This is a genomic window from Photobacterium angustum (genome assembly GCF_002954615.1).
Classification (GTDB): domain Bacteria; phylum Pseudomonadota; class Gammaproteobacteria; order Enterobacterales; family Vibrionaceae; genus Photobacterium; species Photobacterium angustum_A.
In genome coordinates this window covers 1,620,599-1,647,025 of the sequence record NZ_MSCJ01000001.1, presented here as the reverse complement: position 1 = coordinate 1,647,025, position 26,427 = coordinate 1,620,599, and the positions used below count along the sequence as shown (strand labels likewise).

The 26,427-nt window shown below is 40.0% G+C and carries 21 protein-coding genes; 16 read left to right on the top strand and 5 right to left on the bottom strand.

The genetic code is table 11. The features are described from left to right. Window positions 1-259: 259 nt before the first annotated feature. Window positions 260-784, bottom strand: coding sequence for a DUF2062 domain-containing protein (locus BTO08_RS07180; protein ID WP_006645984.1), 525 nt, complete (start codon window positions 782-784; stop codon window positions 260-262). A 31-nt stretch (window positions 785-815) separates the two neighbouring features. On the opposite strand from BTO08_RS07180, the gene BTO08_RS07175 reads away from it, so the two are divergent. The 6 genes from BTO08_RS07175 (at window position 816) to BTO08_RS07150 (ending at window position 7,884) form a co-directional block, all read left to right on the top strand. Continuing rightward, a complete protein-coding gene (locus BTO08_RS07175; protein WP_105060471.1) occupies window positions 816-3,125 on the top strand; it encodes a DNA internalization-related competence protein ComEC/Rec2 in 2,310 nt (769 codons plus the stop codon). A 166-nt stretch (window positions 3,126-3,291) separates the two neighbouring features. Then, a complete protein-coding gene (gene msbA / locus BTO08_RS07170) occupies window positions 3,292-5,049 on the top strand; it encodes a lipid A ABC transporter ATP-binding protein/permease MsbA (RefSeq protein WP_105060470.1) in 1,758 nt (585 codons plus the stop codon). Beyond that, a complete protein-coding gene (gene lpxK / locus BTO08_RS07165; protein ID WP_105060469.1) occupies window positions 5,049-6,083 on the top strand; it encodes a tetraacyldisaccharide 4'-kinase in 1,035 nt (344 codons plus the stop codon). Before msbA ends, lpxK begins: the two co-directional genes overlap by 1 nt. Further along, window positions 6,064-6,243 carry a Trm112 family protein gene (locus tag BTO08_RS07160; RefSeq protein WP_006645988.1) on the top strand — a complete coding sequence of 60 codons (180 nt, stop codon included), beginning with the start codon at window positions 6,064-6,066 and terminating at the stop codon, window positions 6,241-6,243. Before lpxK ends, BTO08_RS07160 begins: the two co-directional genes overlap by 20 nt. Beyond that, on the top strand, window positions 6,243-6,989 hold the full coding sequence (gene kdsB, locus BTO08_RS07155; RefSeq protein ID WP_105060468.1) for a 3-deoxy-manno-octulosonate cytidylyltransferase: 747 nt from the start codon (window positions 6,243-6,245) through the stop codon (window positions 6,987-6,989). Before BTO08_RS07160 ends, kdsB begins: the two co-directional genes overlap by 1 nt. Before the next feature lie 169 nt (window positions 6,990-7,158). Continuing rightward, complete coding sequence (locus BTO08_RS07150; RefSeq protein WP_105060467.1) at window positions 7,159-7,884, top strand: potassium channel family protein; 726 nt, start codon at window positions 7,159-7,161, stop codon at window positions 7,882-7,884. A gap of 34 nt (window positions 7,885-7,918) precedes the next feature. Here BTO08_RS07150 and BTO08_RS07145 read toward each other — a convergent pair whose 3' ends face one another. From BTO08_RS07145 to elyC, 4 genes are all read right to left on the bottom strand, one after another. Then, the gene (locus BTO08_RS07145; protein WP_105060466.1) at window positions 7,919-8,155 is read right to left on the bottom strand and encodes an RNA recognition motif domain-containing protein; all 237 of its coding nucleotides are present in this window, start codon (window positions 8,153-8,155) and stop codon (window positions 7,919-7,921) included. A gap of 173 nt (window positions 8,156-8,328) precedes the next feature. Continuing rightward, window positions 8,329-8,688, bottom strand: coding sequence for a ribosome hibernation-promoting factor, HPF/YfiA family (hpf, locus tag BTO08_RS07140; protein ID WP_105060465.1), 360 nt, complete (start codon window positions 8,686-8,688; stop codon window positions 8,329-8,331). A 349-nt stretch (window positions 8,689-9,037) separates the two neighbouring features. After that, window positions 9,038-10,426 (bottom strand): L-cystine transporter, encoded by a 1,389-nt coding sequence (locus tag BTO08_RS07135; protein ID WP_105060464.1) that lies wholly within the window; start codon window positions 10,424-10,426, stop codon window positions 9,038-9,040. A gap of 344 nt (window positions 10,427-10,770) precedes the next feature. Beyond that, on the bottom strand, window positions 10,771-11,598 hold the full coding sequence (gene elyC / locus BTO08_RS07130; protein ID WP_105060463.1) for an envelope biogenesis factor ElyC: 828 nt from the start codon (window positions 11,596-11,598) through the stop codon (window positions 10,771-10,773). Window positions 11,599-11,717: 119 nt separating this feature from the next. Between elyC and cmoM the strand changes: the two genes are divergently transcribed. The 10 genes from cmoM (at window position 11,718) to BTO08_RS07080 (ending at window position 26,403) form a co-directional block, all read left to right on the top strand. After that, window positions 11,718-12,551, top strand: coding sequence for a tRNA uridine 5-oxyacetic acid(34) methyltransferase CmoM (gene cmoM / locus BTO08_RS07125; protein WP_105060462.1), 834 nt, complete (start codon window positions 11,718-11,720; stop codon window positions 12,549-12,551). Further along, window positions 12,548-13,870 carry a chromosome partition protein MukF gene (gene mukF / locus BTO08_RS07120; protein ID WP_105060461.1) on the top strand — a complete coding sequence of 441 codons (1,323 nt, stop codon included), beginning with the start codon at window positions 12,548-12,550 and terminating at the stop codon, window positions 13,868-13,870. The genes cmoM and mukF overlap by 4 nt, the downstream gene beginning before the upstream one ends. Next, window positions 13,851-14,594 carry a chromosome partition protein MukE gene (gene mukE / locus BTO08_RS07115; protein WP_005367158.1) on the top strand — a complete coding sequence of 248 codons (744 nt, stop codon included), beginning with the start codon at window positions 13,851-13,853 and terminating at the stop codon, window positions 14,592-14,594. The genes mukF and mukE overlap by 20 nt, the downstream gene beginning before the upstream one ends. Continuing rightward, window positions 14,594-19,057, top strand: coding sequence for a chromosome partition protein MukB (mukB, locus tag BTO08_RS07110; protein ID WP_105060460.1), 4,464 nt, complete (start codon window positions 14,594-14,596; stop codon window positions 19,055-19,057). The genes mukE and mukB overlap by 1 nt, the downstream gene beginning before the upstream one ends. Before the next feature lie 231 nt (window positions 19,058-19,288). Further along, on the top strand, window positions 19,289-19,459 hold the full coding sequence (locus BTO08_RS07105) for a periplasmic nitrate reductase, NapE protein (RefSeq protein WP_105060459.1): 171 nt from the start codon (window positions 19,289-19,291) through the stop codon (window positions 19,457-19,459). Window positions 19,460-19,498: 39 nt separating this feature from the next. Beyond that, window positions 19,499-20,683: a pentaheme c-type cytochrome TorC gene (gene torC / locus BTO08_RS07100; RefSeq protein ID WP_105060458.1), complete on the top strand. Its 1,185-nt coding sequence runs from the start codon at window positions 19,499-19,501 to the stop codon at window positions 20,681-20,683. Between the two features lie 72 nt (window positions 20,684-20,755). Then, a complete protein-coding gene (gene torA, locus BTO08_RS07095) occupies window positions 20,756-23,236 on the top strand; it encodes a trimethylamine-N-oxide reductase TorA (protein WP_105060457.1) in 2,481 nt (826 codons plus the stop codon). A gap of 133 nt (window positions 23,237-23,369) precedes the next feature. Next, window positions 23,370-23,822 carry a group II truncated hemoglobin gene (locus BTO08_RS07090; protein WP_005367166.1) on the top strand — a complete coding sequence of 151 codons (453 nt, stop codon included), beginning with the start codon at window positions 23,370-23,372 and terminating at the stop codon, window positions 23,820-23,822. Window positions 23,823-23,957: 135 nt separating this feature from the next. Further along, window positions 23,958-24,740 (top strand): TSUP family transporter, encoded by a 783-nt coding sequence (locus tag BTO08_RS07085; RefSeq protein WP_045147913.1) that lies wholly within the window; start codon window positions 23,958-23,960, stop codon window positions 24,738-24,740. Window positions 24,741-25,017: 277 nt separating this feature from the next. Next, window positions 25,018-26,403: a sensor domain-containing diguanylate cyclase gene (locus BTO08_RS07080; RefSeq protein ID WP_105060456.1), complete on the top strand. Its 1,386-nt coding sequence runs from the start codon at window positions 25,018-25,020 to the stop codon at window positions 26,401-26,403. Window positions 26,404-26,427: the final 24 nt, after the last annotated feature.

The following is a 26,427-nucleotide window of genomic DNA, read 5'->3' as shown; positions in this document are numbered from 1 at the left end:
GTTTTTCCTAATACTAGACGTAATTATTTGATTAGCTAGTAAAATATCTACTGATAAACAGTAATTTAAGTTTTTGAATACAACATGTAATGAAAAGGGATAGTGAGTATTAACGAAAATTGAACTGGCAGTGAAAATTTTGAGAAATGAAACAGGTGGGTAATTAAATGTGCTTTTTTGATCTAAAAAAATAGAGATGAAAGAAGAAAGCCTCTCGTCATAGAGGCTTTTGATTCTTTATATTTGAAGGGTATTGAAATCAGTGAGCCTTACCAATTCGGAATTTACGTTTATTCCAGCTTCTAACAACAGAATAACGCCATAAGCTACGGATGCCAAAATAGCCAATAAGTGCTGATACTACGCTACAAATAAAGCAGCCAAGTAAAAATGGGGGACCAATTTGGCTCATTTGGTTGAGTAAAAAATCCCATGAAAGCTCAAAATGGAACGCGACATTAGGGCTATTCAATACCCAAGCGCCTAACTTGTAAGCACCATAGAATAAAACAGGCATAGTCACAGGGTTACTTACCCAAACGAGAGCAACTGAAAGAGGTAAATTTACACCAAATAAAATAGCTAACCCAGCCGCCATAATCATTTGACTAGGAAGTGGGACGAAAGCCATGAATAAGCCAACGGCAAATGCACCTGACGCAGAACGACGGTTTAAGCACCATAAGTTCGGGTTATAAAGTACATTACCAAAGATCTTAAGTGCTTTTTGGCGCTTAATTACTTCATGGCTTGGTAAGAACTTTTTAATAAGATGTCTAGGCATAATTAATATTTATTAAAATGGCGATAACAGCATGTTACAAATAGCATTAGGTATCGCAATAGGTTTTCATTCACTGCATTGGTTATCATTTTTACCACCGTACTGGTGGTATATGACAGCAATAATAGTCAGTCTTGTTATTTTTTATTATTGTAAAAACCATTTTATTTTCTGGTTTTCAATAAGTGCTTTTTTAGCGGTGTTATGTGCCGAACAATATCTTAAAAAAGTTGAAGACATTCCGCTAAATCGCACAAATCTTATCATAAATGTTCGTATTAGTGCTGTAATAAATAAAAATATACCAATTTCAAATATTGAGGTGGAGGTTGTTGATAATTATTTTCATTCTTCGCCTGATAATCCTGTTTTAGATGCATCTCATAAGTTATTGCTGATCTGGCGAGATGCGCCATCATTAAAACAAGGTCAAATTTGGCGCTTACCTGTTAAGTTAAGTCGAATTGTTGGGCGTGTAAATCAAGCTGGATTTGATGCTGAACAATATGCAATGAGTCGAAATGTTCATGGTAAAGCTGTGGTGCGTCATCGATTATCATCGTTGCCATTATTACTCCCATCAAGAATAACTTGGCGACAGCGACTTTATGATAAAGCGTTAAGTTATGTCGAAAATATGCCGAATAAAGCTTATCTATTAGCATTAGCGTTTGGTGACCGAAGTGGGTTAACTAAAGAAGATTGGCTTCATTTAAGAGACAGTGGTACTGCTCATTTGTTAGCTATTTCAGGGCTACACATAGCACTTGCCATGTTATTGGGGTGGCAAATAGGCCTAAAATCTAAACTCTTCTTGCCTCAGAAGCGTTACTTTATTTGGTTACCGATGCTGACAGGATTATGTATCGCATTTTCCTATGCATGGTTAAGTGGTTTCACTACGCCGACTATACGTGCATTAATTATGTGTATATTTCTCGGAATATTGACAACAACTGGGGTGTATTGGCGGCATTGGCAACTATTATTAACTGCGTTAGCACTAAGTTTATTTATTGATCCATTCTCCATTTATAGTGCTTCTTTCTGGCTATCGTTTTATGCCGTTGGCGTTTTAATACTATATAGCTTAAGTCAGCGGTACTTTGTTGGAAGAGTCGTATTTGATAACTCGATATCGAATAATCACTTCAAAGTGTTTTTACTTCAATTAGCAAAAATTCAGCTTTGGTTATTGGTGCTGATGTTACCAATACAATGGTTATGGTTCGGTGGGTTATCGTTGGCAGCCCCAATTGCTAATATAGTTGCTGTACCTTTGGTTAGTACCATCACTGTTCCTTTAGTGTTATTAGCACTGCTCACGTTATGGTTTCCAGCTATTTCTTCATTGTTTTGGCAATGTGCTGACTGGTCTTTAATTCCTATCGTTGAAGGGATCCAATGGTTAGAAGGTGCGTGGTATCCATTGTCTGTGCATCTAACACCTTTACTTTGGGGGATAATCATCGTTTTTGTGGCATGGATGTTATTGCCTTTATCTTCATTTAAGTGGCTATATAGCTCAGTGGTGGTAATTACATTGTGTTGGTTTATTAAAGAGCCGGTAAAGTCGCATTGGAAAATGTTGGTAATCGATGTTGGACACGGGTTAGCGGTACTAATTATCAAAAATAACAAGGCTGTATTATATGATACAGGCAATCGATGGGAGGATAGAGCGGTTGCTGAAACCACTATTTTACCGATTTTGGCACAGCTAGGTATAAAGCAATTAGATTATTTAATTATCAGTCATGATGATAGTGATCATGCAGGTGGAAAAACACTCATAACTGAAAAGTTATCACCGCAATATAAGTACAGCAGTAACTTTGAAAAGGGATATTTGCCATGTCAGAAGGGTCAAGCATGGCATTGGCAAGGTTTAACGTTCACTGTCCAATGGCCTTTACAGCGCGTGTTTCATGCTCGAAATCCTCATTCATGTGTTATCCATATTCAAAACAGTGATCTTCAAGGCCCATCTATGTTATTAACCGGTGATATCGATGCAATTGCCGAGTTGATGATGTTAAAAAGTGCACCGACACTGGATGCTGATATTTTGTTAGTTCCTCATCATGGTAGTAAAACCTCATCAACTCATACCTTAATTGACACGATAGAGCCCTCTTTAGCGATTGCTTCAACCAGTTATTATAATGCGTGGAATTTGCCAGCAAAAAGTATTCAAGCAAGGTATCAGGACCGGGGGATTGAATGGCTATCAACAGGAAACTCTGGGCAAATAACCGTGACGATTAGCGATCATAACTACCAAGTTATTACTGAGCGACAACACTCAGCCACACAGTGGTACCGCCCTAACTGGTTATGAATGTTGTGTTTTTAACCAGCATGTTAATAACTGAAGTAAAACTCTTCTTGTCACTGTTGTTTTTTTGCGCAAAAAATAAATTTTTCAAAAGGATGAGGTACAAATTTGGTAGAGAGGGAAGTTAAGGGTAGAATATATAGACTGTATTAGAAATAAATTGGTTTTCATGACTCAATTAACAGAAAAATCATCAAGCGAAACGTACAAGCGTTTATGGCCCTATATTAGCATTTATAAAGCTGGCCTTGCTGTTGCAATTATCGCGCTTATCATCAATGCGGTTGGTGATACTTTAATGCTTTCAATGATCAAGCCACTGCTTGATGAAAGCTTTGGCGGGCTCGATAAAATCGATTCTGATTTCCTTGCGATGATGCCAATATATTTAATTGGCTTAATGATCCTACGTGGTGTGAGTGGTTTTGTGTCCACTTATTGCCTATCTTGGGTTTCTGGTAACGTTGTAATGAGTTTACGTCGTCAGTTATTCCAGCACTTCATGAAAATGCCTGTCGCTTTTTTTGACAAAGAATCTTCAGGGGCATTGTTATCTCGTATTACCTACGATTCAGAGCAAGTTGCGTCAGCTACCAGTAGTGCATTAGTGAGTATTGTTCGTGAAGGTGCATCTATTATTGGCCTAATGGCATTGATGTTCTGGAATAGTTGGCAATTATCCGCAATTTTGATTGTGATTGCTCCTGTTGTTGCTATCAGTATTCGTATTGTATCAAAACGTTTTCGTAAAATTTCACGTGATATGCAAGATGCGATGGGATCAGTAACATCATCTGCTGAGCAAATGCTTAAAGGTCATAAAGTCGTATTAAGCTACGGTGGTCAACAAGTAGAAAAAGAACGCTTTGATAATGTGAGTAATCAAATGCGTCGCCAGACCATGAAGCTTGTTTCTGCTCAAGCGATTGCTAACCCCGTTATTCAGATTATTGCATCTGTTGCTTTAGTTGTGGTGCTTATTTTAGCCAACACGCCATCACTGCGTGCGGAATTAACCCCTGGTACATTTGCTGTTGTGTTTGGTGCTATGTTTGGTTTAATGCGTCCACTAAAAGCATTAACTAACGTAACATCCCAATTTCAACGCGGTATGGCTGCCTGTCACACCTTGTTTGAATTAATGGATTTAGAAACAGAAAACGATAACGGTAAAGTTGAAGTTAAGCGTGTGAAGGGTGATGTAGAAGTTAAGAATGTAACCTTTACTTACCCAACCAAAGATACCCCAGCATTGCGTAATGTTAGCTTTACTCTACCTGCAGGGAAAACGCTGGCCTTAGTTGGACGTTCAGGCTCGGGTAAAAGTACCATTGCGAACTTGCTGACGCGTTTCTACGATATTGAGTCAGGTGAAATTAATCTTGATGGGGCTGAGATCCGCGATTACAAACTATCGAACCTTCGTGCTCAAGTTGCGGTCGTTTCTCAAAACGTTCACCTGTTTAATGACACTATTGCTAACAACATAGCTTATGCCAGCGATGATGCTTATAGCCGTGAAGATATTGAACGCGCCGCAGAACTTGCTTATGCGATGGACTTTATCAAAGGCATGGATAATGGTTTAGATACGATTATTGGCGAAAACGGTGTTAGTTTATCGGGCGGTCAACGTCAACGTCTTGCGATTGCTCGTGCATTGTTACGTGATGCACCTGTGTTAATTCTTGATGAAGCAACATCAGCACTTGATACTGAATCTGAGCGCGCAATTCAAAGTGCTTTGGATGAGCTTCAAAAAGACAGAACAGTACTGGTTATTGCTCACCGTTTATCAACGATTGAAAATGCCGATCAAATCCTAGTAGTAGATGATGGTGAAATTGTTGAACGCGGTACTCACGCAGAGCTAATTAGCCATGACGGTGCGTATGCACAACTTCACCGAATTCAGTTTGGTGACTAATGGCTTCAATTATTGAAAAAATGTGGTTTCAGCATCCGCCGAAAGGAAGGATGCTGTTTCTTTACATTCTGCTTTGGCCTGTATTTAAACCCCTTAGTTTTTTATTTGGTGTGATTAGCCAGCATAAAAGACGACAATATACAGCGGGGGAAAAACAAGCGTATAGCGCGCCTGTACCTGTTGTTGTGGTTGGTAATATCACCGCTGGTGGCAATGGTAAAACGCCTGTTGTAGTGTGGTTGGTGGAACAACTACAAGCGCAAGGGTTAAAACCCGGTGTTGTTTCTCGAGGTTATGGTGGCAAAGCGCCGTATTATCCATACTACGTTGAAGCAACAACTAGCACAGATATTGCAGGGGATGAGCCTGTACTCATTCAGCGTAGAACGAACGCCCCTGTTGCTGTTGCGCCTAAACGCAGTGAAGCTGTGAAGATGCTATTAGATCATAACGTAGATGTGATCATCACTGATGATGGTCTTCAACATTATGCATTGGATCGTGATATTGAAATTGTTGTGATTGATGGTCAACGTCGTTTTGGTAATGAGCATTTATTGCCTCTGGGACCATTACGAGAAACGTGTGAGCGTTTAAATAACGTTGATTTTCTTATTTGTAATGGTGGTTCAGCGCAAGCAAATGAAGCAGCAATGACATTAGTCCCAACCGATTTAATTAATGTGAAAACAGGTGAGCGTTGCTTGATTGGTGACTTAAAAGATATCGTAGCTATTGCGGGTATTGGTCATCCTCCTCGTTTTTTTTCTACCCTAAATCAATTAGGCGTAACCCCTGTTTTATGTCAGCCTTTTGCTGATCATCAAGCATTTGAAAAACAAACATTGTTAGAGTTAGCCCATCAAGGGCAGCATTTAGTAATGACTGAAAAAGATGCCGTGAAGTGCTACGCGTTTGCTGAAGATAACTGGTGGTATTTACCTGTTAATGCAGATATTGCTCAGCCTCAGGCAACAGACATTATTAATAAGATCATTGAGGTAAAGGAAACGTATGGATCACCGTCTGCTTGAAATCGTTGCTTGTCCTGTATGTAAAGGCAAGTTGAGTTACGATAAAAAAAATAATGAGCTGGTATGTAAATTTGATCGTTTAGCTTATCCTATTAAAGATGGCATTCCAGTTTTACTTGAGCCAGAAGCACGTACGTTAAGCTCTGACGAGGTTAAATAATGACATTTACCGTTATTATACCTGCGCGCTATCAATCTACACGTTTACCGGGTAAACCGTTGGCAGATATTGCAGGTAAGCCAATGGTGCAGTGGGTTTACGAGAAAGCGATAAAATCTGGTGCCGATCAAGTGATTGTTGCAACCGATGATCAACGCATTGTTGATGTGGTAAAAGGTTTTGGTGGTGAGGTGTGTTTAACACGCACAGATCACGAATCTGGTACTGAGCGTTTAGCCGAAGTGGTTGAAAAATATCAATTATCGGATGATCATATTGTTGTTAATGTGCAAGGGGATGAGCCACTTATTCCTGAAACTATTATCCGTCAAGTTGCTGATAATATTGCGCATAAAGACGCACCTATGGCGACATTAGCGGTAGAAATTGATCACCATGATGAAGTGTTTAATCCAAATGCTGTAAAGGTTGTTACGGATAAAGATGGTTATGCATTGTATTTTAGTCGTGCATCCATTCCATGGGATCGTGATAACTTTGCGAAACAGCCACGAATTGTGCACCATAATTTACTACGTCATATTGGTATTTATGCGTACCGCGCAGGTTTTATCAAAACCTATATTAATTGGGAACCAAGTGCACTCGAGCAGATTGAGTCTCTAGAGCAATTACGCGTGCTTTGGTACGGTGAGAAAATCCATGTTGATGTGGCGATTGATGCGCCTCCTGCTGGGGTAGATACGCCAGAGGATCTGGAGAAAGTTCGTCAGATCGTGGGTTAAAAACGCAACAACAGTAAAGCCTAAACAATGTTTAGGCTTTTTTATTTGTCTTGATAATGGAATAGAGATCAGGCTTTATATCGGTTAAATACAAAGTAGTAAGTAATAAGTGTTACAGTGCTGACGTCACTTGGTTAACGGTTTTAATGAAAGAAGAAGGAAGGAATCCATGGCATTTATTAAGAAGTTATTATTAAGCCAATGGAGCATTGACTTTCGCTATGTTAAACCCGCAATCAAAAACCAAAATGATCATGTAAAAGAAGTCTGGAATGATGAAAAAGAAAATACATTTGGCATAGAAAGATTATTCAAACTTTTTCTAGTTCTATCCTCATACATTTTTCCTGGACTGTATATTCGACATATCTCTGGTAAGTTTGGTTTATTAGCAAGGAAAATATGTTCAGAAATTTATGTTATTCTTAAATTAATAACACCGATCTTAATCTTTAATTTCAATCTTGAATCATCCCCATTTGCAATTGTATTTATATCTTATTTACTCTTAGAAACGTTGCTTTATTTATTAAGTATCATTTTTCTTTCAGATATCTATAGTCCACCAATATCTAAAAAACGATCATTTTTGATGTTAGTTATTAATTATATCGAAGTCTGCTTTGGTTTTGCTGTTTTATATAAAGCAACAGGTGGAGTGAGTAATCTAGTGTCAAATTTTGATGCGATATATTTTAGTTTTATTACGGCGACAACAATAGGGTATGGGCACATGGCACCAATAGCACATGATGCGAAAGCCTTAGTGATATTACATGCGATGTATAATTTTATATTTATAGGTTTAATTTTAAGTAATTTCGCTTTTAATATTACTTATAAAGATAATAGCTACAGAGTAAAGGATAAAAATAGTCAGCATAAAGTTGACTAACAGGGCAATGTTGCTGCCCTGTTAGATAGACTGATTACTGTGCTGTTTTTACTCGAATACGACTGTTATCTATCATCGTTTCATTTAAAGCTTTCATCGCACGAGCTGCTTGTTCCTCATCGTCCATTTCTACAAAAGCAAAGCCTTTTGACTTACCTGTAATTGCATCTAAAACAAGGTTACAGTTTCCTACTTTGCCAAACTCTTCAAACATTTTACGAAGTTGGATTTCAGTGGTGCTTCGAGAAAGGTTACGAACTAGAATTTTCATTTAGAGATCTTTTGATTAGGGATGTTTTACTATTTTAACACGAAAAATATTCAAGATAGGCATATAACGGAGTAAGAAATGAGGAATATAGATATTTCTATTACCTATATTGAAAAGCAGTCACTGAAATAGTGGGTGAGAATTCAGTGACTGCTCTTAATACTAAAGACAAATTATAGATTTGCTAGTGTTTCGTCTTCTTCTTTAATTAAGTGAGCTTTTTCTTTTTGTGCTTTTTCACTTAGGTGAGCTTGTGGTTTTTCTTTATGTTTAATGATTTGACGCTCTAAACGATCAAATGCTTCGTTAAATGCATCAATAAGCTCATTTGCTTCACCTGAGGCATCGATTTTGCCTAAGTTAGATTTAGTTGCAATCTCAACAGTAAAGTTACGACCTTCTTCAAGTTTCATGAATACATCTTTGCTTTGAAAGGCAATTTTGAATTTATCAAACTTAAAGAATGCTTCTTTAATATGTTGTTCTAGGTAGTCAGGAAGTTCAAAACCGCGTGCTGTAATTTTAATGCTCATAATAAGTTACTCATAATTTGTTGGAGTTCATGCTTAATAAGATGAACCTAAAAATGATTATGGAATGTGATTTGTGTCACATTAATTATTATGAAAGCATTTGTTAAAACGAAGAGATTATTGATTGCTTTATAAGCAAATAATTGTGATGCTAATAGTTAATAATAAATTTCTTATCGAATAAGAATAAAAAAAACACTATTTATTAAAATTAAATAATAAATAGTGTTATTAAAATGTGAGGTTGGTGTTTATCACTAAAAAAGTAATCTTTGATTGAATAGTGAAAAATTAAAACAACCCGTGATTTTTATTTGTAAACACAAGAATGATCATCGCTAAATTGTGTTTAAGCATGTGTATCAATAACGTCTGGTTGTTTCCCTTTATCTATCTCAGAAGTTTTATTTAAGCCTAAAATACGAGAAGTAATAGTTCCTGCCGTCATTGAGCCACTAACATTTACTGCAGTTCTTCCCATATCAATTAAAGGTTCGATAGAAATTAATAAGCCTGCAAGTGCAACTGGCATACCTAATGTTGAAAGAACGATAAGAGCGGCAAATGTCGCACCACCACCAATACCTGCAATACCGAATGAGCTGACAGTTACAATGGCAATAAGAGAAATCATAAAGCTTGGATCTAATGGGTTAATGCCCACTGTAGGCGCAATCATTACTGCAAGCATTGCTGGATATAAACCCGCACAACCATTTTGACCCATCGTAGCGCCAAAGGAAGCTGAGAAGTTAGCAACCGCATCGCCATTGCCTAGTGACTTTACTTGAGCATCAATGTTTAACGGAATTGTGCCGGCACTTGAACGCGAGGTAAAAGCAAACGTCAGTACTGGTAAAATCTTCTTGAAAAAGCGCAGAGGATTGACCCCAACAAAGCTAACGAGTACGAGATGCAATACCAGAATTAGCCCAAGGCCAATATAAGATGCGATAACAAAATTCAGTAAACTTAAAATATCGTCGTAGTTCGAACCAGCAACCACTTTCGTCATTAATGCCATCACACCGTAAGGTGTTAAGCTCAAAACCATACGTACTAATGTACGAACAATTTCTTGGGCAACATTAACAAACTTTTCGAAGCTAGCGCCTAACTCTGGGTTTGTTTTAATTACGGTTAAGCCAGCCATGCCAACAAATGCAGAAAAAATTACCACTGCAATAGTCGAAGTAGGACGAGTACCCGCTAAATCAGCAAAAGGATTAGAAGGGAAAAATGAAATTATCATGTCTGCAAACGACACATTCGCAATACTACCCAAGCGTGTTTGTAATGCTTCGCCACGGGCTATTTCTCGCGCACCTTCTACAATACCATCAGCAGTTAAACCAAATAGGTTAGTGATCATTATGCCGATTAAAGCAGAGACTGCTGTTGTTGCTAATAAAATACCTATGGTGAGAAATGATATTTTGCCCAGCGAACTTGAATCCTTCACCTTAATAATTGCACCAATGATAGAAACCATAATGAGTGGCATAACAATCATTTTTAAAAGGCTGATATAGCCTGCCCCTACAATATTAATGTACTCAAGGGTGTCACTAACGACAGGAGTTTGTGGGTGATATAACCATTGTAGGGAGGCGCCAAATAAGACACCAAGAATTAATCCGGTAAAAACGCGTTTTGACAGGGTACTATCTGTACGCTGTTGCTTAATCAACAAGGCGATCAGTAGCGTAAATACGGCTAAATTTATAATTTGATACATACTGCTAACCTTTAATTTATCAATATAATAAAAATAAGAAAGCAATAATTTGCAGTTAAATAAACTGATGCTTGTGAAATTTAGGAATTAAAATGTTAAGCAATCATTGTTTCTCATTGGAGGAGAATCATAGTGGCTAACGCTTTTTTCAGATACATTTTTTATGACTTTTTTTAGCTCAATTGTTTTATATATATATCTTTTAGTTATATGTGGTTTTTAGCTATTTATAGTTGTGTGGCAATATATCGAAGACTAATCAGAGAGATAAAAGAAAGGCGAGTGGCGTTGGCAAAATAAAGCCCAGTAATGATTTACTGGGCGATAAGAGAGTTTGTTAAGCTTTAGCCTGCAACTGTTAATGCATCTGCACTATCTTGATTGTTTTCATTAGTGCTAGGTTCTTTATGGTTTGCAAGAAAGGTACGTAATTGTTGCCATAAACTTCCTAGTTTTTCATGCCAATAACGTTCAGTTTGGTTTAAAAACTGTGAGCTTGGGGCGTAGCGCATCCAAGGCTGTTTAATTTTGTTCGTCGCTAAAAAGTTAGTCGGCGCTGGAATTGGATTCAGTCCCGCTTGATGAAATTCATACATAGCCCTTGGCATATGGCTGGCAGAAGTGACAAGCACTAGGCTTTTACTACCAACAACAGAAGCAGCTTGATGGGCTTCTTCCCATGTGTCTTTAGCTGTTTCTAATAACAGAATATCCGACTTATTCACACCCAATGCTAGGGCAACTTTAGCCATCATACGAGCATGACTGATATTGGTTCCACCACCGTAACCGGAGAGGATTATTTTAGACCCTGGGTACATTCGAGCAATACGTATGCCTTCAACTAAACGCATTAATGCAGTTCGTGAAATTTCAGAGGTGATGGGAAACGTTTTATCGATCACATGGCTATTTCCGAGCACCATAACAAAATCGACAGGTTTAGATGAGCCGACAAAAGCGGGGTATTGTTGCTCTAATGGTCGCAGTAAACTTGTAGAAACAGGCTGAAAAGAGACGGCAAAAATACCTAAAAAAGAGAATGCAATAATTCCCGAAGCCAGTTTTTTCTTACGTGTAAACCATAGAACCAGTAATCCAATAACCCCAATGATCAGCAGTGCTGGGAGGGGCATAAGGAGTGTTGCGATTAATTTTTTTAATTCAAACATGAAATGTAGTCCGAAATTTCAGCAGTTGAGCTTGAAAAAGCATCACAAGCCTTTATTCCTTTACTGCTTGTGAGAAAATGAGTCACTTTTTAGATTCGCTATCATAACGTAAAGCAGCCGTGATCAAAGACCGAAATTTTGATGATTTAGCGCAAAAGTTCGCTGAAAACATATATGGCACAGCAAAAGGGCAAATTCGACAAACTGTCGTTTGGCAAGATATTGAACAAATTCTTACCTCGCTTAGCAGTGTATCACCTCTTACTGTATTAGATGCAGGGGGAGGTATTGGGCAATTGTCACAAAAAATTGCATCACTTGGACATCAAGTAACGTTATGTGATCTTTCTAGCGAAATGTTGACATTAGCTCAACAAGAAATTGCTAAAAACGGTTTGCTTGAGCAATATCGTTTAGTGCATTGTCCTGTACAGGAAATTGGCGAGTTCATACCTGAACCTGTCGATTTAATTTTATTTCATGCAGTAATGGAATGGTTAGCTGAACCAATCGAGGTACTTACTGGTCTATTACACAATGTGAAACCTGGCGGTGCAATTTCCGTGATGTTTTATAACTACAACGGTCTACTGTTTAAAAACTTAATTTGTGGCAACTTGACTCATATTGAGCAAGGAATGCCGCATCGTAAGCGCTTTAAATTACAGCCGCAGCAAGGGATAAAACCAGAAGATGTTTATCAGTGCCTAACCGATGCAGGATTTGAAATCATGGGTAAAACAGGTGTTCGCACCTTCCATGATTATATTCAGACTCATATGGTAGGTGACTACAGTTTTGAACAGGTTCTTGAGATGGAGCAGAAGCTTTGCCGTCAAGAGCCGTTTTTGTCGTTGGGGCGTTATATTCATGTGTATGCCCGTAAGCCTTTTGCGAAAGAAACGCACATCACAACGACAAACTCTAATAACAGCAATAAGGACAAGGGATGAGTGAAGTTACCCAGACGGTTCCTGAGTTGGTTAGCTGGGTAAAGCAAAACGACTTTGCTTTAAACCTACCAACGGAACGGCTGGCGTTCTTGTTAGCCATTGCCGTTTTAAGCGGTGATCGCTTTGATGAAGAATTAGGGGAAGGAGAACTGGTTGACGCATTTCGCATAGTAAGTGATATGTTTGGCCAATCCAAAGAAACCCTGGCATTTCGCGCCAACAACGCCATTAATGAATTGGTAAGACAGCGATTAATTTCACGCTTTACTAGTGAAGTAACTGATGGCGCTAGTATTTATCGTTTAAGCCCATTAGCGTTAGGCATTACTGATTATTACGTTCGCCAACGAGAGTTTTCAACGCTCAAGCTATCTATCCAGTTAGCAATGGTGGCAGACGAAATCAATAAAGCAGCAACAGCGGCACAAGAAGACGGTGATGAAAAACACTGGCGTCAAAATGTCCATGCCGTATTGAAATACTCAGTAGCTGAAATATTCGATCGCATTGATTTAAACCAGCGCACCATGGATGAGCAACAGCAGCAAGTTAAAGTCGATATTGCTGAATTGCTAAACCAAGACTGGCGCGCAGCAATCAGTAGTTGTGAACAGTTACTTGATGAAACGTCAGCGACGTTAAAAGAGCTTCAAGACACACTACAAGCGGCAGGCGATCAGCTACAAACGCAGTTACTGACGATTCAAGAATCCACACAAGGTCGTGATGATTTAGATTATGTTGATGGGATGGTTTATATCCTTCAAGCAAAACTGGATCGCATTATCAGTTGGGGTCAGCAAGCGATTGATTTATGGATTGGCTACGATCGCCATGTCCATAAGTTTATTCGTACCGCGATAGACATGGACAAGAACCGTGCATTTAGTCAGCGTTTACGCCAGTCGGTTACTGATTATTTTGATGCGCCATGGTTATTGACCTATGCAGACGCTGAACGTTTATTAGACATGCGTGATGAAGCATTAGTGCTTCGTGACGATGAAGTAACAGGTATTGTTCCTGCTGAGATGGAATTTGAAGAGCTCGACTTAGTTAATGATATATTGGCTGAAAAAGTTGCAGCAATGCTAAAAGCGCATAAAGCTACAGGCGCACCCATCAACCTAAGCTCACTGCTCAAAGATTATTTGGCTCAACACCCATTTGCCCAGCATTTTGATTTGGCAAGAATCGTGATTGATCAAGCAGTAAGAATGGGATACTCAGAGGCTGACTTCAATGCAATTCAGCCGGATTGGGAAGCAATTAACGAATACGGAGCCAAGGTACAAGCTCATGTCATTGACAAATATTGAAGAATTCATGCCGGAAAATTTAGCAAAAGCGATTGCTAATCCACTTTTCCCCGCACTGGATAACGCGCTCCGTTCAGGTCGCCATATTTCTAGTGAAGATTTAGATAACCATGCCTTTTTGATCGAATTTGAACAAGAACTCGGCATGTTTTACAAGCGTTATAATGCGGAATTAGTCCGTGCGCCAGAAGGCTTTTTATACCTTCGCCCACGTTCAACCTCATTGATTGGTCGTTCTGTATTATCAGAAATCGACATGCTGGTAGGTAAAGTGTTGTGTTTCCTTTACCTAAGCCCAGAGCGTTTAGCGCACGAAGGTATTTTTACCAACCAAGAGTTATTTGACGAATTAGTAACATTAGCTGATGAACAAAAGCTAATGAAATTAGTCACTAACCGCGCAACAGGTTCAGATCTTGATCGTGAAAAACTGTTCGATAAAGTGAAAACATCATTGCGTCGTTTACGACGTATTGGGATGTTAATTCCAATTGGTGATCACGGTAAATTCCGTATTAGTGAAGCGGTATTCCGTTTTGGTGCTGATGTACGAACGGGTGATGATATGCGTGAAGCGCAGTTACGCTTGATCCGTGACGGTGAAGCAGTCGTGCATCATCAAGAACCAAGCCAATCAAGTTTGCTCGACGATATCGAACAAGACAGTCAAGAATCACTTGAAAATGCAGATGCACAACAAGTGGAACAGGAGAGTAGTATTTAATGGAACGCGGTAAGTATCAATCGCTCACCATGGTCAACTGGAACGGCTTCTTTGCACGTACCTTTGATATTGATAATTTGGTGACAACGCTTTCAGGTGGTAACGGTGCAGGTAAGTCAACAACCATGGCTGCTTTCATTACCACACTCATTCCTGATCAAAGCCTACTTCACTTCCGAAATACAACGGAAGCGGGAAGCTCAAATGCCTCACGCGATAAAGGTCTTCACGGTAAATTGAAGCCGGGTGCCTGTTATGCTGCGCTTGATGTGGTTAACTCGAAGAAGCAACGCATTATCTTTGCTGTAAAATTACAGCAAGTCGCGGGTCGTGATAAGAAAGTCGATATTAAACCTTTCTTAATTCAAGGCTTGCCTTCAAACATCAAACCAACTGATGTGTTAATTGAAACACTATCAGAAAATCAAGCGCGTGTTCGCCAGCTTAATGATGTTAAAGACATTGTTTCACAATATGAAGGCGTGCAATTTAAAGCATTTAACTCGGTAACTGATTACCACGTTCAAATGTTTGAAATGGGCGTGTTACCGAAGAAATTACGTAACAGCCAAGATCGTTCTAAGTTCTACCGCTTAATTGAAGCATCGCTATACGGTGGTATTTCTAGTGCGATCACACGTTCATTACGTGATTACCTATTACCGCACAACACCGGTGTTAAAAAAGCCTTCCAAGATATGGAAGCAGCACTGCGTGAAAACCGTTCGACATTAGAAGCGATCAAGCTGACTCAGCGTGACCGTGATTTGTTTAAGCATTTGATCTCAGAAGCAACGAACTATGTTGCTGCCGATTATATGCGTCATGCTAACGAGCGTCAGAAGAAGCTAGAGCAAACATTAAGCTTACGTGGTGAGCTAATGGGCTCACGCCAAACCTTAATCGATCAGCAGTCTACGTTTAATAACATGACCGCAGAGCTGGATGAATTGACTGAGCAAGAAGGCGCGTTAGAGCAAGATCATCAAGCAGCATCGGATCACCTACAGCTAGTACAAACCGCTGTTCGTCAAGCTGAGAAAATCGAGCGTTACAAAGAAGATCTTGAAGAGCTAACTGAGCGTCTTGAAGAGCAGGTCATGGTGGTTGAAGAAGCGGCAGAGCAACTTGCGATTGCCGAAGAACAATCACAGCTAACGGAAGAAGAAGTTGATAGCTTAAAAACCCAGTTAGCCGATTACCAGCAAGCATTAGATATGCAGCAAACCCGTGCATTGCAGTACCAACAAGCGGTACAGGCATTAGAAAAAGCACGTGATTTGTCTGGCGATCATCAAATGCTACCTGATCAAGCGCCACCGTATCTTGCGCAACTTAAACAGCAGCAAGATACCCAAACAACAGCGTTATTAGCCCTTAAACACAAACTGGATATGTCGTCAGCGGCGGCGCAACAGTTTGATAAAGGCTTAGCGATCATTACCACTATTGCAGGTGCTGTAGATCGCGCAAACGCAAGTAACAAAGCCCGTGAATTGATTGATCATGGTCGTCAACTACGTGCGATTTCAGATCGTGGTGAGCAGCTAAAAGCGCAATACCGTGACTTAGAGCGCAGTGTTCGTAGCCAACGCCAAGCGCTTGAACTAGCTGAAACGTATACAAAGAAATTCGCTACTACATTAGATAGCGAATTAGCGTTAGTTGAAGAGCAAGCGCGCCATGAAGCAACGCTTGAAAGCCTAGAGCAAGATCAAGCAACACTGGTTGAGCAACGTAACGACATGCGCCATGACGAGCAACGCCTAGTTTCTCGTATCGCGACATTAGAATCGCAAGCACCAACATGGATTGCAGCTTCTGATGCGCTTGAAAAATTAGCAGAGCAAGCCAACGCTGAGCTTTCAAGCAGCCAAGCGGTAATGGATGCAATGCAACTAACGTTGGATAACGAGCGTGAAGCTTCGCGTCAACGTGATGAATTAGCGGCACGTAAGAAGCAACTTGATGCTGATATTGAACGTTTAGCACAGCCAGGTGGTAGTGATGATTCACGTTTACGTGGCTTAGCCGATACCCTTGGCGGTACGCTGTTATCTGAAGTTTATGACGATATCACTATTGATGATGCGCCATATTTCAGTGCGATGTACGGCCCTGCACGACACGCGATTATTGTTCCTGATCTTAGCGGTATTAAAGAAAAATTAGTCTCGCTAGATGATTGCCCAGATGATCTTTACATCATCGAAGGTGATGCGGATTCATTCGATGACAGTGGCTTTGATGTTGATGAACTAGAAGATGCGGTTTGTGTTCACTTAAACGATCGTCAACTACGTTATTCACGTTTCCCAGAAATGCCATTATTTGGTCGTGCAGCACGTGAACAACGTTTAGAGTTCTTACGTGATGAGAAAGATCAAGTTGTAGAAGATCACGCAAAAGCATCGTTTGATTCGCAAAAACTTCAGCGTTTGTACCAAAGCTTCAATAGCTTTGTAGCTACGCACATGTCTGTGGCATTTAACCCAGATCCAGAAGTAGAATTAAAACAAGCACGTGATCAACGTAACCAAATTGCACGTCAGCTATCTGAATCACAAGCGCAAGAACAACAACAGCGTAGCCAGTTAGCGGCAGCACGTGAAGGTCTTGCATTACTGGGTAAATTAAACCCAGTAGTAACACTGCTTGAAGATGACACGCTAATCGCACGTTTTGAAGAAGTTGAACAACAACTTTCACAAATGGATGAAGCGCGTAACTACCTTGACCGTCATGGCAAAGCGTTAGCCGAGCTTGAAACATTAGTGTCTGCACTGGATGCTGATCCAGAGCAATTTGATGCGCTACAAGCTGATTACGAAGCGGCAGATAAGAAGCTACAAGAGCTGAAAACGCTGATTTTCGCCGTCGCTGATTTGGCAGAACGTCGTCACTACTTTAGCTATGCCGATGCGGTAGAGCTACTGAGTAAGAGTTCAGAGCTAAACGAGCAGCTTAAAGCGAAACTCGCAACCGCAGAACAAGCTCGTGGTCGCAGCCGTGAAAGCTTAAAACAAGCGCGCGCACAAGCGAACCAGTACAACCAGTTAATGGCGTCACTGAAGAGCTCGCACCAAGCGAAAATGGAAACCGTTCAAGAGTTTGAACGTGAACTACAAGAGCTAGGTGTTCGTGCGGATGTTGAAGCAGAAGAGCGCGCGCGTATTCGTCGTGATGAACTCAATGAGCGTTTACACAGTTCGCGTAGTCGCCGTAGCCAGTTAGAAAAATCAACCACCTCTATCGAACTTGAAATGAAGTCGTTAGTGAAGCGTTTACGTAAAGTGGGTAAAGATTACCAAGACTTCCGTAAGTTAGTGGTTAACGCGAAAGCGGGCTGGTGTGCGGTATTACGTTTAGCACGTGAAAGCGATGTTGAACGTCGTTTACACCGTCGTGAAATGGCGTATATGTCAGCAGATGAACTACGTTCACTATCGGATAAAGCGCTCGGTTCACTACGTCTTGCGGTTGCGGATAACGAAGATTTACGTGATGCATTACGTGCGTCAGAAGATGTGACGCGTCCTGAACGTAAAGTTCTGTTCTACATCGTGGTATACCAGCATCTACGTGAGCGTATTCGACACGATATTATTCGTACCGACGATCCGGTTGAAGCTATCGAAGAAATGGAAGCAGAACTTGGTCGTTTAACTGAAGAACTAACGGCTCGTGAACAACGTTTAGCGATCAGTTCAGATTCTGTTGCGAATATTATTCGTAAAACAATCCAGCGTGAGCAAAACCGTATTCGTATGCTAAACCAAGGCTTACAAAGTATTGGTTTTGGTCAGGTAAATGGTGTGCGTCTAAACGTTAAAGTACGTGATACGCACGAATCATTACTTGCAGGACTTGTTGAGAATAAAGATCAACATAACGATCTATTTGGTAATAACCGTTTATCATTCTCTGAAGCGATTGCGAAGTTGTTCCAACGTTTGAATCCACATATCGATATGGGTCAACGTTCACCGCAGATCTTGGGTGAAGAACTGTTAGATTACCGTAATTACCTAGAGTTAAGCATTGAAGTTAACCGTGGTACAGACGGTTGGCTACAAGCGGAATCTGGCGCGCTATCTACGGGTGAAGCGATTGGTACAGGTCAGGCAATTCTATTAATGGTTGTTCAGAGTTGGGAAGAAGAATCTCGCCGCTTACGTGGTAAAGATATTATTCCTTGTCGACTATTGTTCTTGGATGAAGCGGCACGACTTGATGGTAAATCAATCGCAACATTGTTTGAGTTATGTGAACGCTTAGACATGCAGTTACTGATTGCTGCACCTGAAAATATCAGTCCGGAAAAAGGTACAACCTACAAACTAGTACGTAAGATTTTCAAAGATCGTGAACACGTACACGTGGTGGGTTTACGTGGCTTTGGAAATACACCAAAGATTGCAGATCCAATCCAAACGGTATTAGATATCGACACGGTAGAATAATTCTCCGTTAAATATTGTAAAAAAGGCCAGCAGAGATGCTGGCCTTTTTTTATACCTAAAATAAGTGCTTAGAGAAAAAATCAGGATTTATAAGGTAAGCGAAAATGTGATCCTAGTGGCTTTTTAATAACCTTATTAATGCAAGGTATAACTATTGTCTATAATTCATTTTAAGCACTGGAAAAAGCCTATTAAGAATAATAAGGCTTACTAATAAGTGAGAGAGCAATAATGTTAAGTGAAGAAATGGATGATAAAGAAAAAGGTCGTTATGAATGGCGAACATTTCTATTCATCATTGTTTTACTGTTTCCTATTTTATCTGTGATGTTTGTTAGCGGATATGGTTTTTTTATTTGGGCGCTGCAAGTGTTTTTCCTCGGCCCTCCGGGTCATGGTTAAGCACTCGTCAACATTAAATAAAAAACGGGTAGGTAAATAATGAAGTCGTCCTTAAAAAAAGTTTGGATAACGCTGTGGCGTCCAGCAACCAAAATAAGCCTTGGTGTTCTCGCGTTAGGTGGTTTTGTTGCTGGGGTTATATTTTGGGGGGGATTTAATACCGCTCTTGAAATGACCAACACAGAAAAATTTTGTATCAGTTGCCACTCCATGAGTGACACTGTGTATCCTGAGCTGCAAGAAACCGTTCACTGGTCAAATCACTCAGGTGTCCGTGCTACTTGTCCTGATTGTCATGTTCCCCATAATTGGACGGATAAAATTGCTCGAAAAATGCAGGCGAGTAAAGAAGTCTTTGGCGCGATTGCTGGCACCATTGATACGCCTGCAAAATTTGAGGCAAAAAGACTGGAATTAGCCCAGCATGAGTGGAAACGCTTTGCAGCGAATGGATCGTTGGAATGTAAAAGTTGCCACAATTATGACAGCATGAAATGGGATGAAATGTCACCACGTGCACAGGCACAAATGAAACAAGCAGCAGCGAAAGACCAAAGCTGTCTTGATTGCCACAAAGGTATTGCCCACCATTTACCTGCTAATATGGCCTCGTCGGGCGGGATTGTGTCTGAATTATCCGCCGCATCGCAAAGCACCGATTATTCAAAAGGTGACACATATTACAGCGTACAGTTTTTACCCCTTTATGAAGATGAAGCTAAAACGAAAGACGGGGGGTCTTTAGAGCCTGCATCTGCGGTGAAAGTGGTAGCGATTAAAGACGACATGCTGCAAATTGAACTAAGCGGTTGGCGTAAAGAAAAAGGCTTTGGTCGGGTTATTAATCAAGATTTCGGGATGAATATACCGACAGCTGCATTAAGTAAAAATGCCGCGCAAAGTGCTGATATTGTAAAAGGTTTCGAGCAAAAAGAAGATGACACCACAGGGCTAAAATGGCAACAAGTAACCGCAACATTATGGGTTGAGAAAAAGAACTTTGTTAGTGATATTAGTACTGTTTGGACTGCCGCTAAATCGGCATACAACACCAACTGTAGCGTATGTCATACCCAGCCAGCAGAAAACCATTTTGACGCAAATACTTGGCCTGGCATGTTTAACGGTATGCTTGCATTTGTGAATTTTGATACTGATAGTGAAGCTATTGTTTTGAAATATTTACAAAACCATTCGTCAGACTTTTCTAAAGCTGAACATTAATCAAACTAAAGGTTGCTAGACATACATCATGTTCAGCAACCTTTTTACGTTTTAATCGTGAGGAATTTTTTTATGTCACTGAGTAGACGTAAATTTTTGCAAGGCTTAGCAACTACGAGTGCTGCTTCTGTTATTGGTCCCGGATTACTGATGCAAGCGGCTAAGGCTGCTGAAGAAGTCACAAAATCAACAGAGCCACCGGGTATTTGGAAAGTGTCAGGTTCACACTGGGGAGCATTTAGAGCGCGTATTTATAATGGTCAAGTCGCAGAAATTAAGCCCTTTGAATTAGATAAGCATCCAACCGATATGTTAAACGGAATTAAAGGGATAATTTATAGCCCTTCAAGAATTCGTTATCCCATGGTGCGGTTAGACTGGCTTAAGAAAAACAAATACAGCGGCGAAACACGAGGTAACAATCGCTTTGTTCGAGTAACGTGGGATGAAGCGTTAGATCTCTTCTATCAAGAATTACAACGTATCCAAAAAGATTATGGTCCTTGGGCTCTTCATGCGGGGCAAACAGGCTGGCGTGAAACAGGGCAGTTCCAAAGTTGTACCTCACACATGCAACGTGCGGTGGGTATGCATGGTAATTTTATTAAAAAAGTGGGGGATTACTCAACGGGAGCTGGGCAAACCATTTTACCTTATGTATTAGGTTCTACCGAGGTATATGCTCAAGCAACGACATGGTCAACAATCTTAAAAGAGACCAAAACCTTAATCTGGTGGTCTAACGATCCGATTAAAAACAGCCAAGTTGGTTGGCAGTGTGAAACGCACGGCTCTTATGGCTATTACGCCCAATTAAAAGACAAAGTTGCAAAGGGCGAGCTCACCATGATATCGGTCGATCCGGTGGTGTCGAAAAGCCAAAAATATTTCGACTGTGAGCACCAATACGTGAATCCCCAAACCGACGTTCCTTTCATGCTAGGTATTGCCCATACCTTATACAAAGAAAATCTTTACGATAAACAATTCTTAGAAACGTATACCTTAGGGTTTGACGAATTTTTACCGTATTTACTCGGTACAGGTAAAGATAAAGTCGAGAAAACCCCAGAATGGGCAGAAAAAATTTGTGGCGTTAAAGCTGACGATATTCGTAAATTTGCTCGTCGCTTAGTAAAAGATCGCACCATGATAATGTTTGGCTGGGCAGTACAACGCCAGCAACATGGTGAACAGCCGTATTGGATGGGAGCAGTGTTGGCATCTATGCTCGGGCAAATTGGCTTACCCGGAGGTGGGGTTTCATATTCTCATTTCTATAGTGGCGTTGGGTTACCATTTAGTACCGCAGCAGGGCCGGGTGGTTTTCCACGAAATGTCGATGAAGGGCAAGAGCCAGTTTGGAATAATAATGACTTCAAAGGTTATAGTGCAGTTATTCCTGTTGCTCGGTGGATTGATGCGATTATGGAGCCGGGGAAAAAGATCAAATATAACGGCGGTAATGTCGTGTTACCCGATATTAAAATGATGGTGTTTAGCGGCTGTAACCCATGGAATCACCATCAACAACGTAATCGAATGAAAGAAGCGTTTAGAAAGTTACAAACCGTCGTCAATATTGATTATACATGGACGCCAACTTGTCGTTTCTCCGATATCGTATTACCAGCATGTACGCAGTTTGAACGTAATGATCTCGACCAATACGGCACGTATTCCACCTCTGGTGTGTTGGCAATGCATAAATTGGTTGACCCTCTATACCAATCAAAAACAGATTTTCAGATCTTCACTGAACTGACCGAACGGTTTGGCAAAAGTAAGCAATATACTCGCGGCATGACAGAAATGCAGTGGATACAAGATCTGTATAAAAGTTGTCGTGATGCAAACAAAGATAAAAACCCGATGCCAGAATTTAACGAGTTTTGGAAAAATGGCATCGTCGAATTCAAAACCGATCAAACCTTCGTTAGCCATGAAGCGTTCCGAAATGATCCTGAAATCAACTCACTGGGTACGCCGTCAGGGTTTATAGAAATTTATAGCCGAAAAATAGCGCGTTATAACTATGAACATTGCCAAGGCCACCCAATGTGGTTTGAAAAAGAAGAGCGTTCTCATGGTGGGCCGAAATCGGAGCAATTTCCATTCTGGCTGCAATCTTGCCATCCCAATAAACGCCTACACTCGCAAATGTGTGATTCGGAAGAGTACCGTAATACCTATGCAGTGAAAGATCATGAGCCCGTTTATATCAACCCCGATGATGCTAAGAAAAAAGGCATTAAAGACGGTGATATTGTTCGAGTTTTTAATGATCGCGGCCAGTTATTAGCAGGAGCGGTATTATCGGAAGATTACCCGACAGGTGTAATAAGAATTTACGAAGGGGCATGGTTTGGGCCGTTGAATAACGACATTGGTGCGATTGATACTTACGGCGATCCTAATACCGTCACCATTGATATTCCAACCTCAGAGCTAGCGCAAGCAACCAGTGCCAATACCGTTGTTGTCGATATTGAAAAATTCACTGGAGAAGTGCCACCTGTAACCTCATTCAGTGGGCCAATTTATGTGAGTTAAACCGCTATAACAGCAGCAGTAAATCAACAATTGCTGTGACATCAAGCAAACAATAAAGAGTCAGTAACATGGCTCTTTATTATTTTTGGATATAATAAAATAAACAAAAGCAGTAAAAGACAGTGAGTCGAGATTGGATAGTTCAGAATACCCAGAGCAAGATGAGTTTTCAGGTGTTAAGAAAGCCAAAGCGCCCGTATATGGGGTGGGAGACAGCACCTTACAAGCGGCGGGTGGTGAGCAAGGGGTAAAACAATTAGTGGATGCCTTTTATCACTACATGGATACCTTACCCGTTGCTGCCAAAGTACGTGCTATGCATAGCCCTGATTTAACGGAATCTAAAGCCAAACTCACCACATTTTTAGTGGGCTGGATGGGTGGCCCTTCTCGTTACGCAGAAATGTATGGCTCAATCAATATACCGGGCGCGCACCGTCATTTAGATATTGGTTTAGCAGAAAAAGATGCATGGCTATTGTGTATGCAAAAAGCGTTAGACGATCAGCCTTATGAAGAAACCTTCAAACGCTACGTTATGGTACAGCTTTCCTTCCCCGCAGAAATGTGTCGTAACAGAAAGTAATCGCTAAGCAATCATTTTCTATATCGACAACCTATTCCAAGTTGGAATAGGTTGTCGTCTTGTTTTTCGCTATTGCATTTTTATTCATAACGTTAATATCACGATATTAAAGAATAACTTACAATGTGAGTCGCAATGGAATTAACGTTAGAGATCTTTGTACTACTGTTTTTTGTCGCAGGATTAGCCGGCTTTATTGATGCCATTGCTGGTGGCGGCGGGTTATTAACGGTTCCTGCTTTATTGTCGGTGGGCATTCCACCAGCACAAGTGCTTGCCACCAATAAATTACAAAGCTCATTTGGTAGTTTTTCAGCATCTCTGTACTTTGTCCGCAATGGATTAGTGAAACTTAAAGACATGCGCTTAGCCATTGCCTGTACCTTTACAGGCTCAGCGATTGGCGCGTTGTTAGTTCAACATATTGATGCAGGTATATTAACCAGTCTTATTCCTCTCTTATTAATATTTGTATCACTGTATTTTCTTTTTAGCCCTAATATCGGTAAACCGCAGGGCGATCCAAAACTATCAGAAGCGATGTTTGCTTTTGCCGTGGGTACATCGATTGGTTTTTATGATGGTTTCTTTGGCCCAGGAACCGGCTCTTTATTTACTATTTGTTTTGTTGCTATTGCTAAGTTCGGCCTAGTTGAGGCAACAGCGAGAACCAAAATATTAAACTTCACTTCTAATATCGCTGCGCTTACCTTCTTTATTATCGCAGGGCTACCTCTTTGGAAACTGGGTTTAATTATGGCAGCAGGTGGCTTTATTGGTGCGCGTTTAGGGGCGCACATTGTGATTAATAAAGGGCAGAAGTTTATTCGTCCAATGGTTATTATTATGTCGATGATCATGGCGATTAAACTGCTTTGGGATCAACACCCGCAATGGTTTCAATTTCTTAGTTTTTAAATTCAATAAATAAAACGAATGCCACGCTATACATCTATTTAGCGTGGCATACAAAATAAAAAGAAAGAGACAAGAGGAGTGATAGGCGTAACAAATAAAAAAATAGTAAATCATAATAATTAAATATTTTTACTCTTCGATATTCTAAATAAACTCTAGCAGTGTAAGAAAATGCTTCATTTTTTGCACATAAGATATTAATTTCATTCAAAATGAAGTATATTTGCGCAATTAAGCGATTGATATTTTCAACTCTAATGCTGGCAGTGATTTATTTATGGATAACAAATTTAAAGTAAGGATAACGCATTCTGGCTTTGCAATATTACTTGCCTTGTTTTTATTTTTAATTGTTATTGAATTGTTGTTTTTTAATAACAAAAATAAACATAATATATTAATTGATAAAGATACTGCTAATATCAGTCAGACCATCACAACAAAAATTAATGAACAAATTAATAGTATGGTTGTTAGCCTTAAAGCATTAAGTTATTCATTAAATATTCAAAATAGTAAAAATACGAAAGCATTTGATGAAATAGCTAAAAAAGTAATGGCTGATAACGATGTAATTTCAGAACTTCAATATGCGCCTAGGGGGATTATTACAGATATTTACCCCAACCAGACAAAGCATAGCGCGATAGGGCACGATCTCACCCATATTGAAGAGCGTAAAAAAGGCGTATTACTTTCCATTGAAAACCGAAGTGTTAGCCTAATTGGTCCCGTAAAGCTCATTCAAAACGGTAAACTGGCGTTTATTTTACGCTTACCCTTATTTAATGAAAAAAATGAGTTTACAGGGTTTGTTAATGCGATCAGTTACCTTGATACATTTCGAGAAAAACTAGCGCTAGATAAAAGCTATTATAAAATCCTTGGCTTTAACCCAGATGGTCATCGATTAACTATTTTTAATAACCTAGAAAAGACCTGCGAAAAAACCGATAACTCATTTACAGTAAAAGTGCCGAATGGTGAGTGGTTGTTCGTTATTCAAAACCAACAAAAAATCCACCAAGACAACAGTATCTATTTAAGGTGCTTGCTTTACATTTTCTCTTGCTTGATCTGCGTTTATGTCTATAAGCGCGAGATGTACCTTAAACAGAGCCAGAACTCGATTCTTGATATGAATATGATGCTGCAAAAAGCGTCATATACTGATGAGTTAACACATCTACCCAACAGGCGGTTGTTAAATGAAAAGCTAGACGCTATTTCAACGTTAACCAACAACCAAACCTATAGTATTGCGATATTCGATATCGATAACTTTAAACAGGTTAATGATACTTATGGGCATGATGTTGGTGATGATGTACTGGTTGCGTTTGCCAACATTTGTTTATCGAGCATACGTTCGACCGACATCATTGCGCGTTGGGGCGGTGAAGAGTTTGTGTTGTTAATGGAAAATACCGACAGTCATTATGGCCAAGAAATTTGTACGCGTATTCTTCACACCTTGTCACAGCACCGTATTACCTCTGGTGATAGTCACTTTTCAGTGACATCATCGGTTGGGTTATGTGAATTTACCACCCCAGATTTTACGATAACAGGTGTGATGAAGTGTATTGATGAAGCACTATATGTATCTAAAAAAACGGGTAAAAACAAAGTCACACTAGGGCATTTAAACGCGAATAAATAGCGTTTCTGCTCGGGGGGGAGTGAT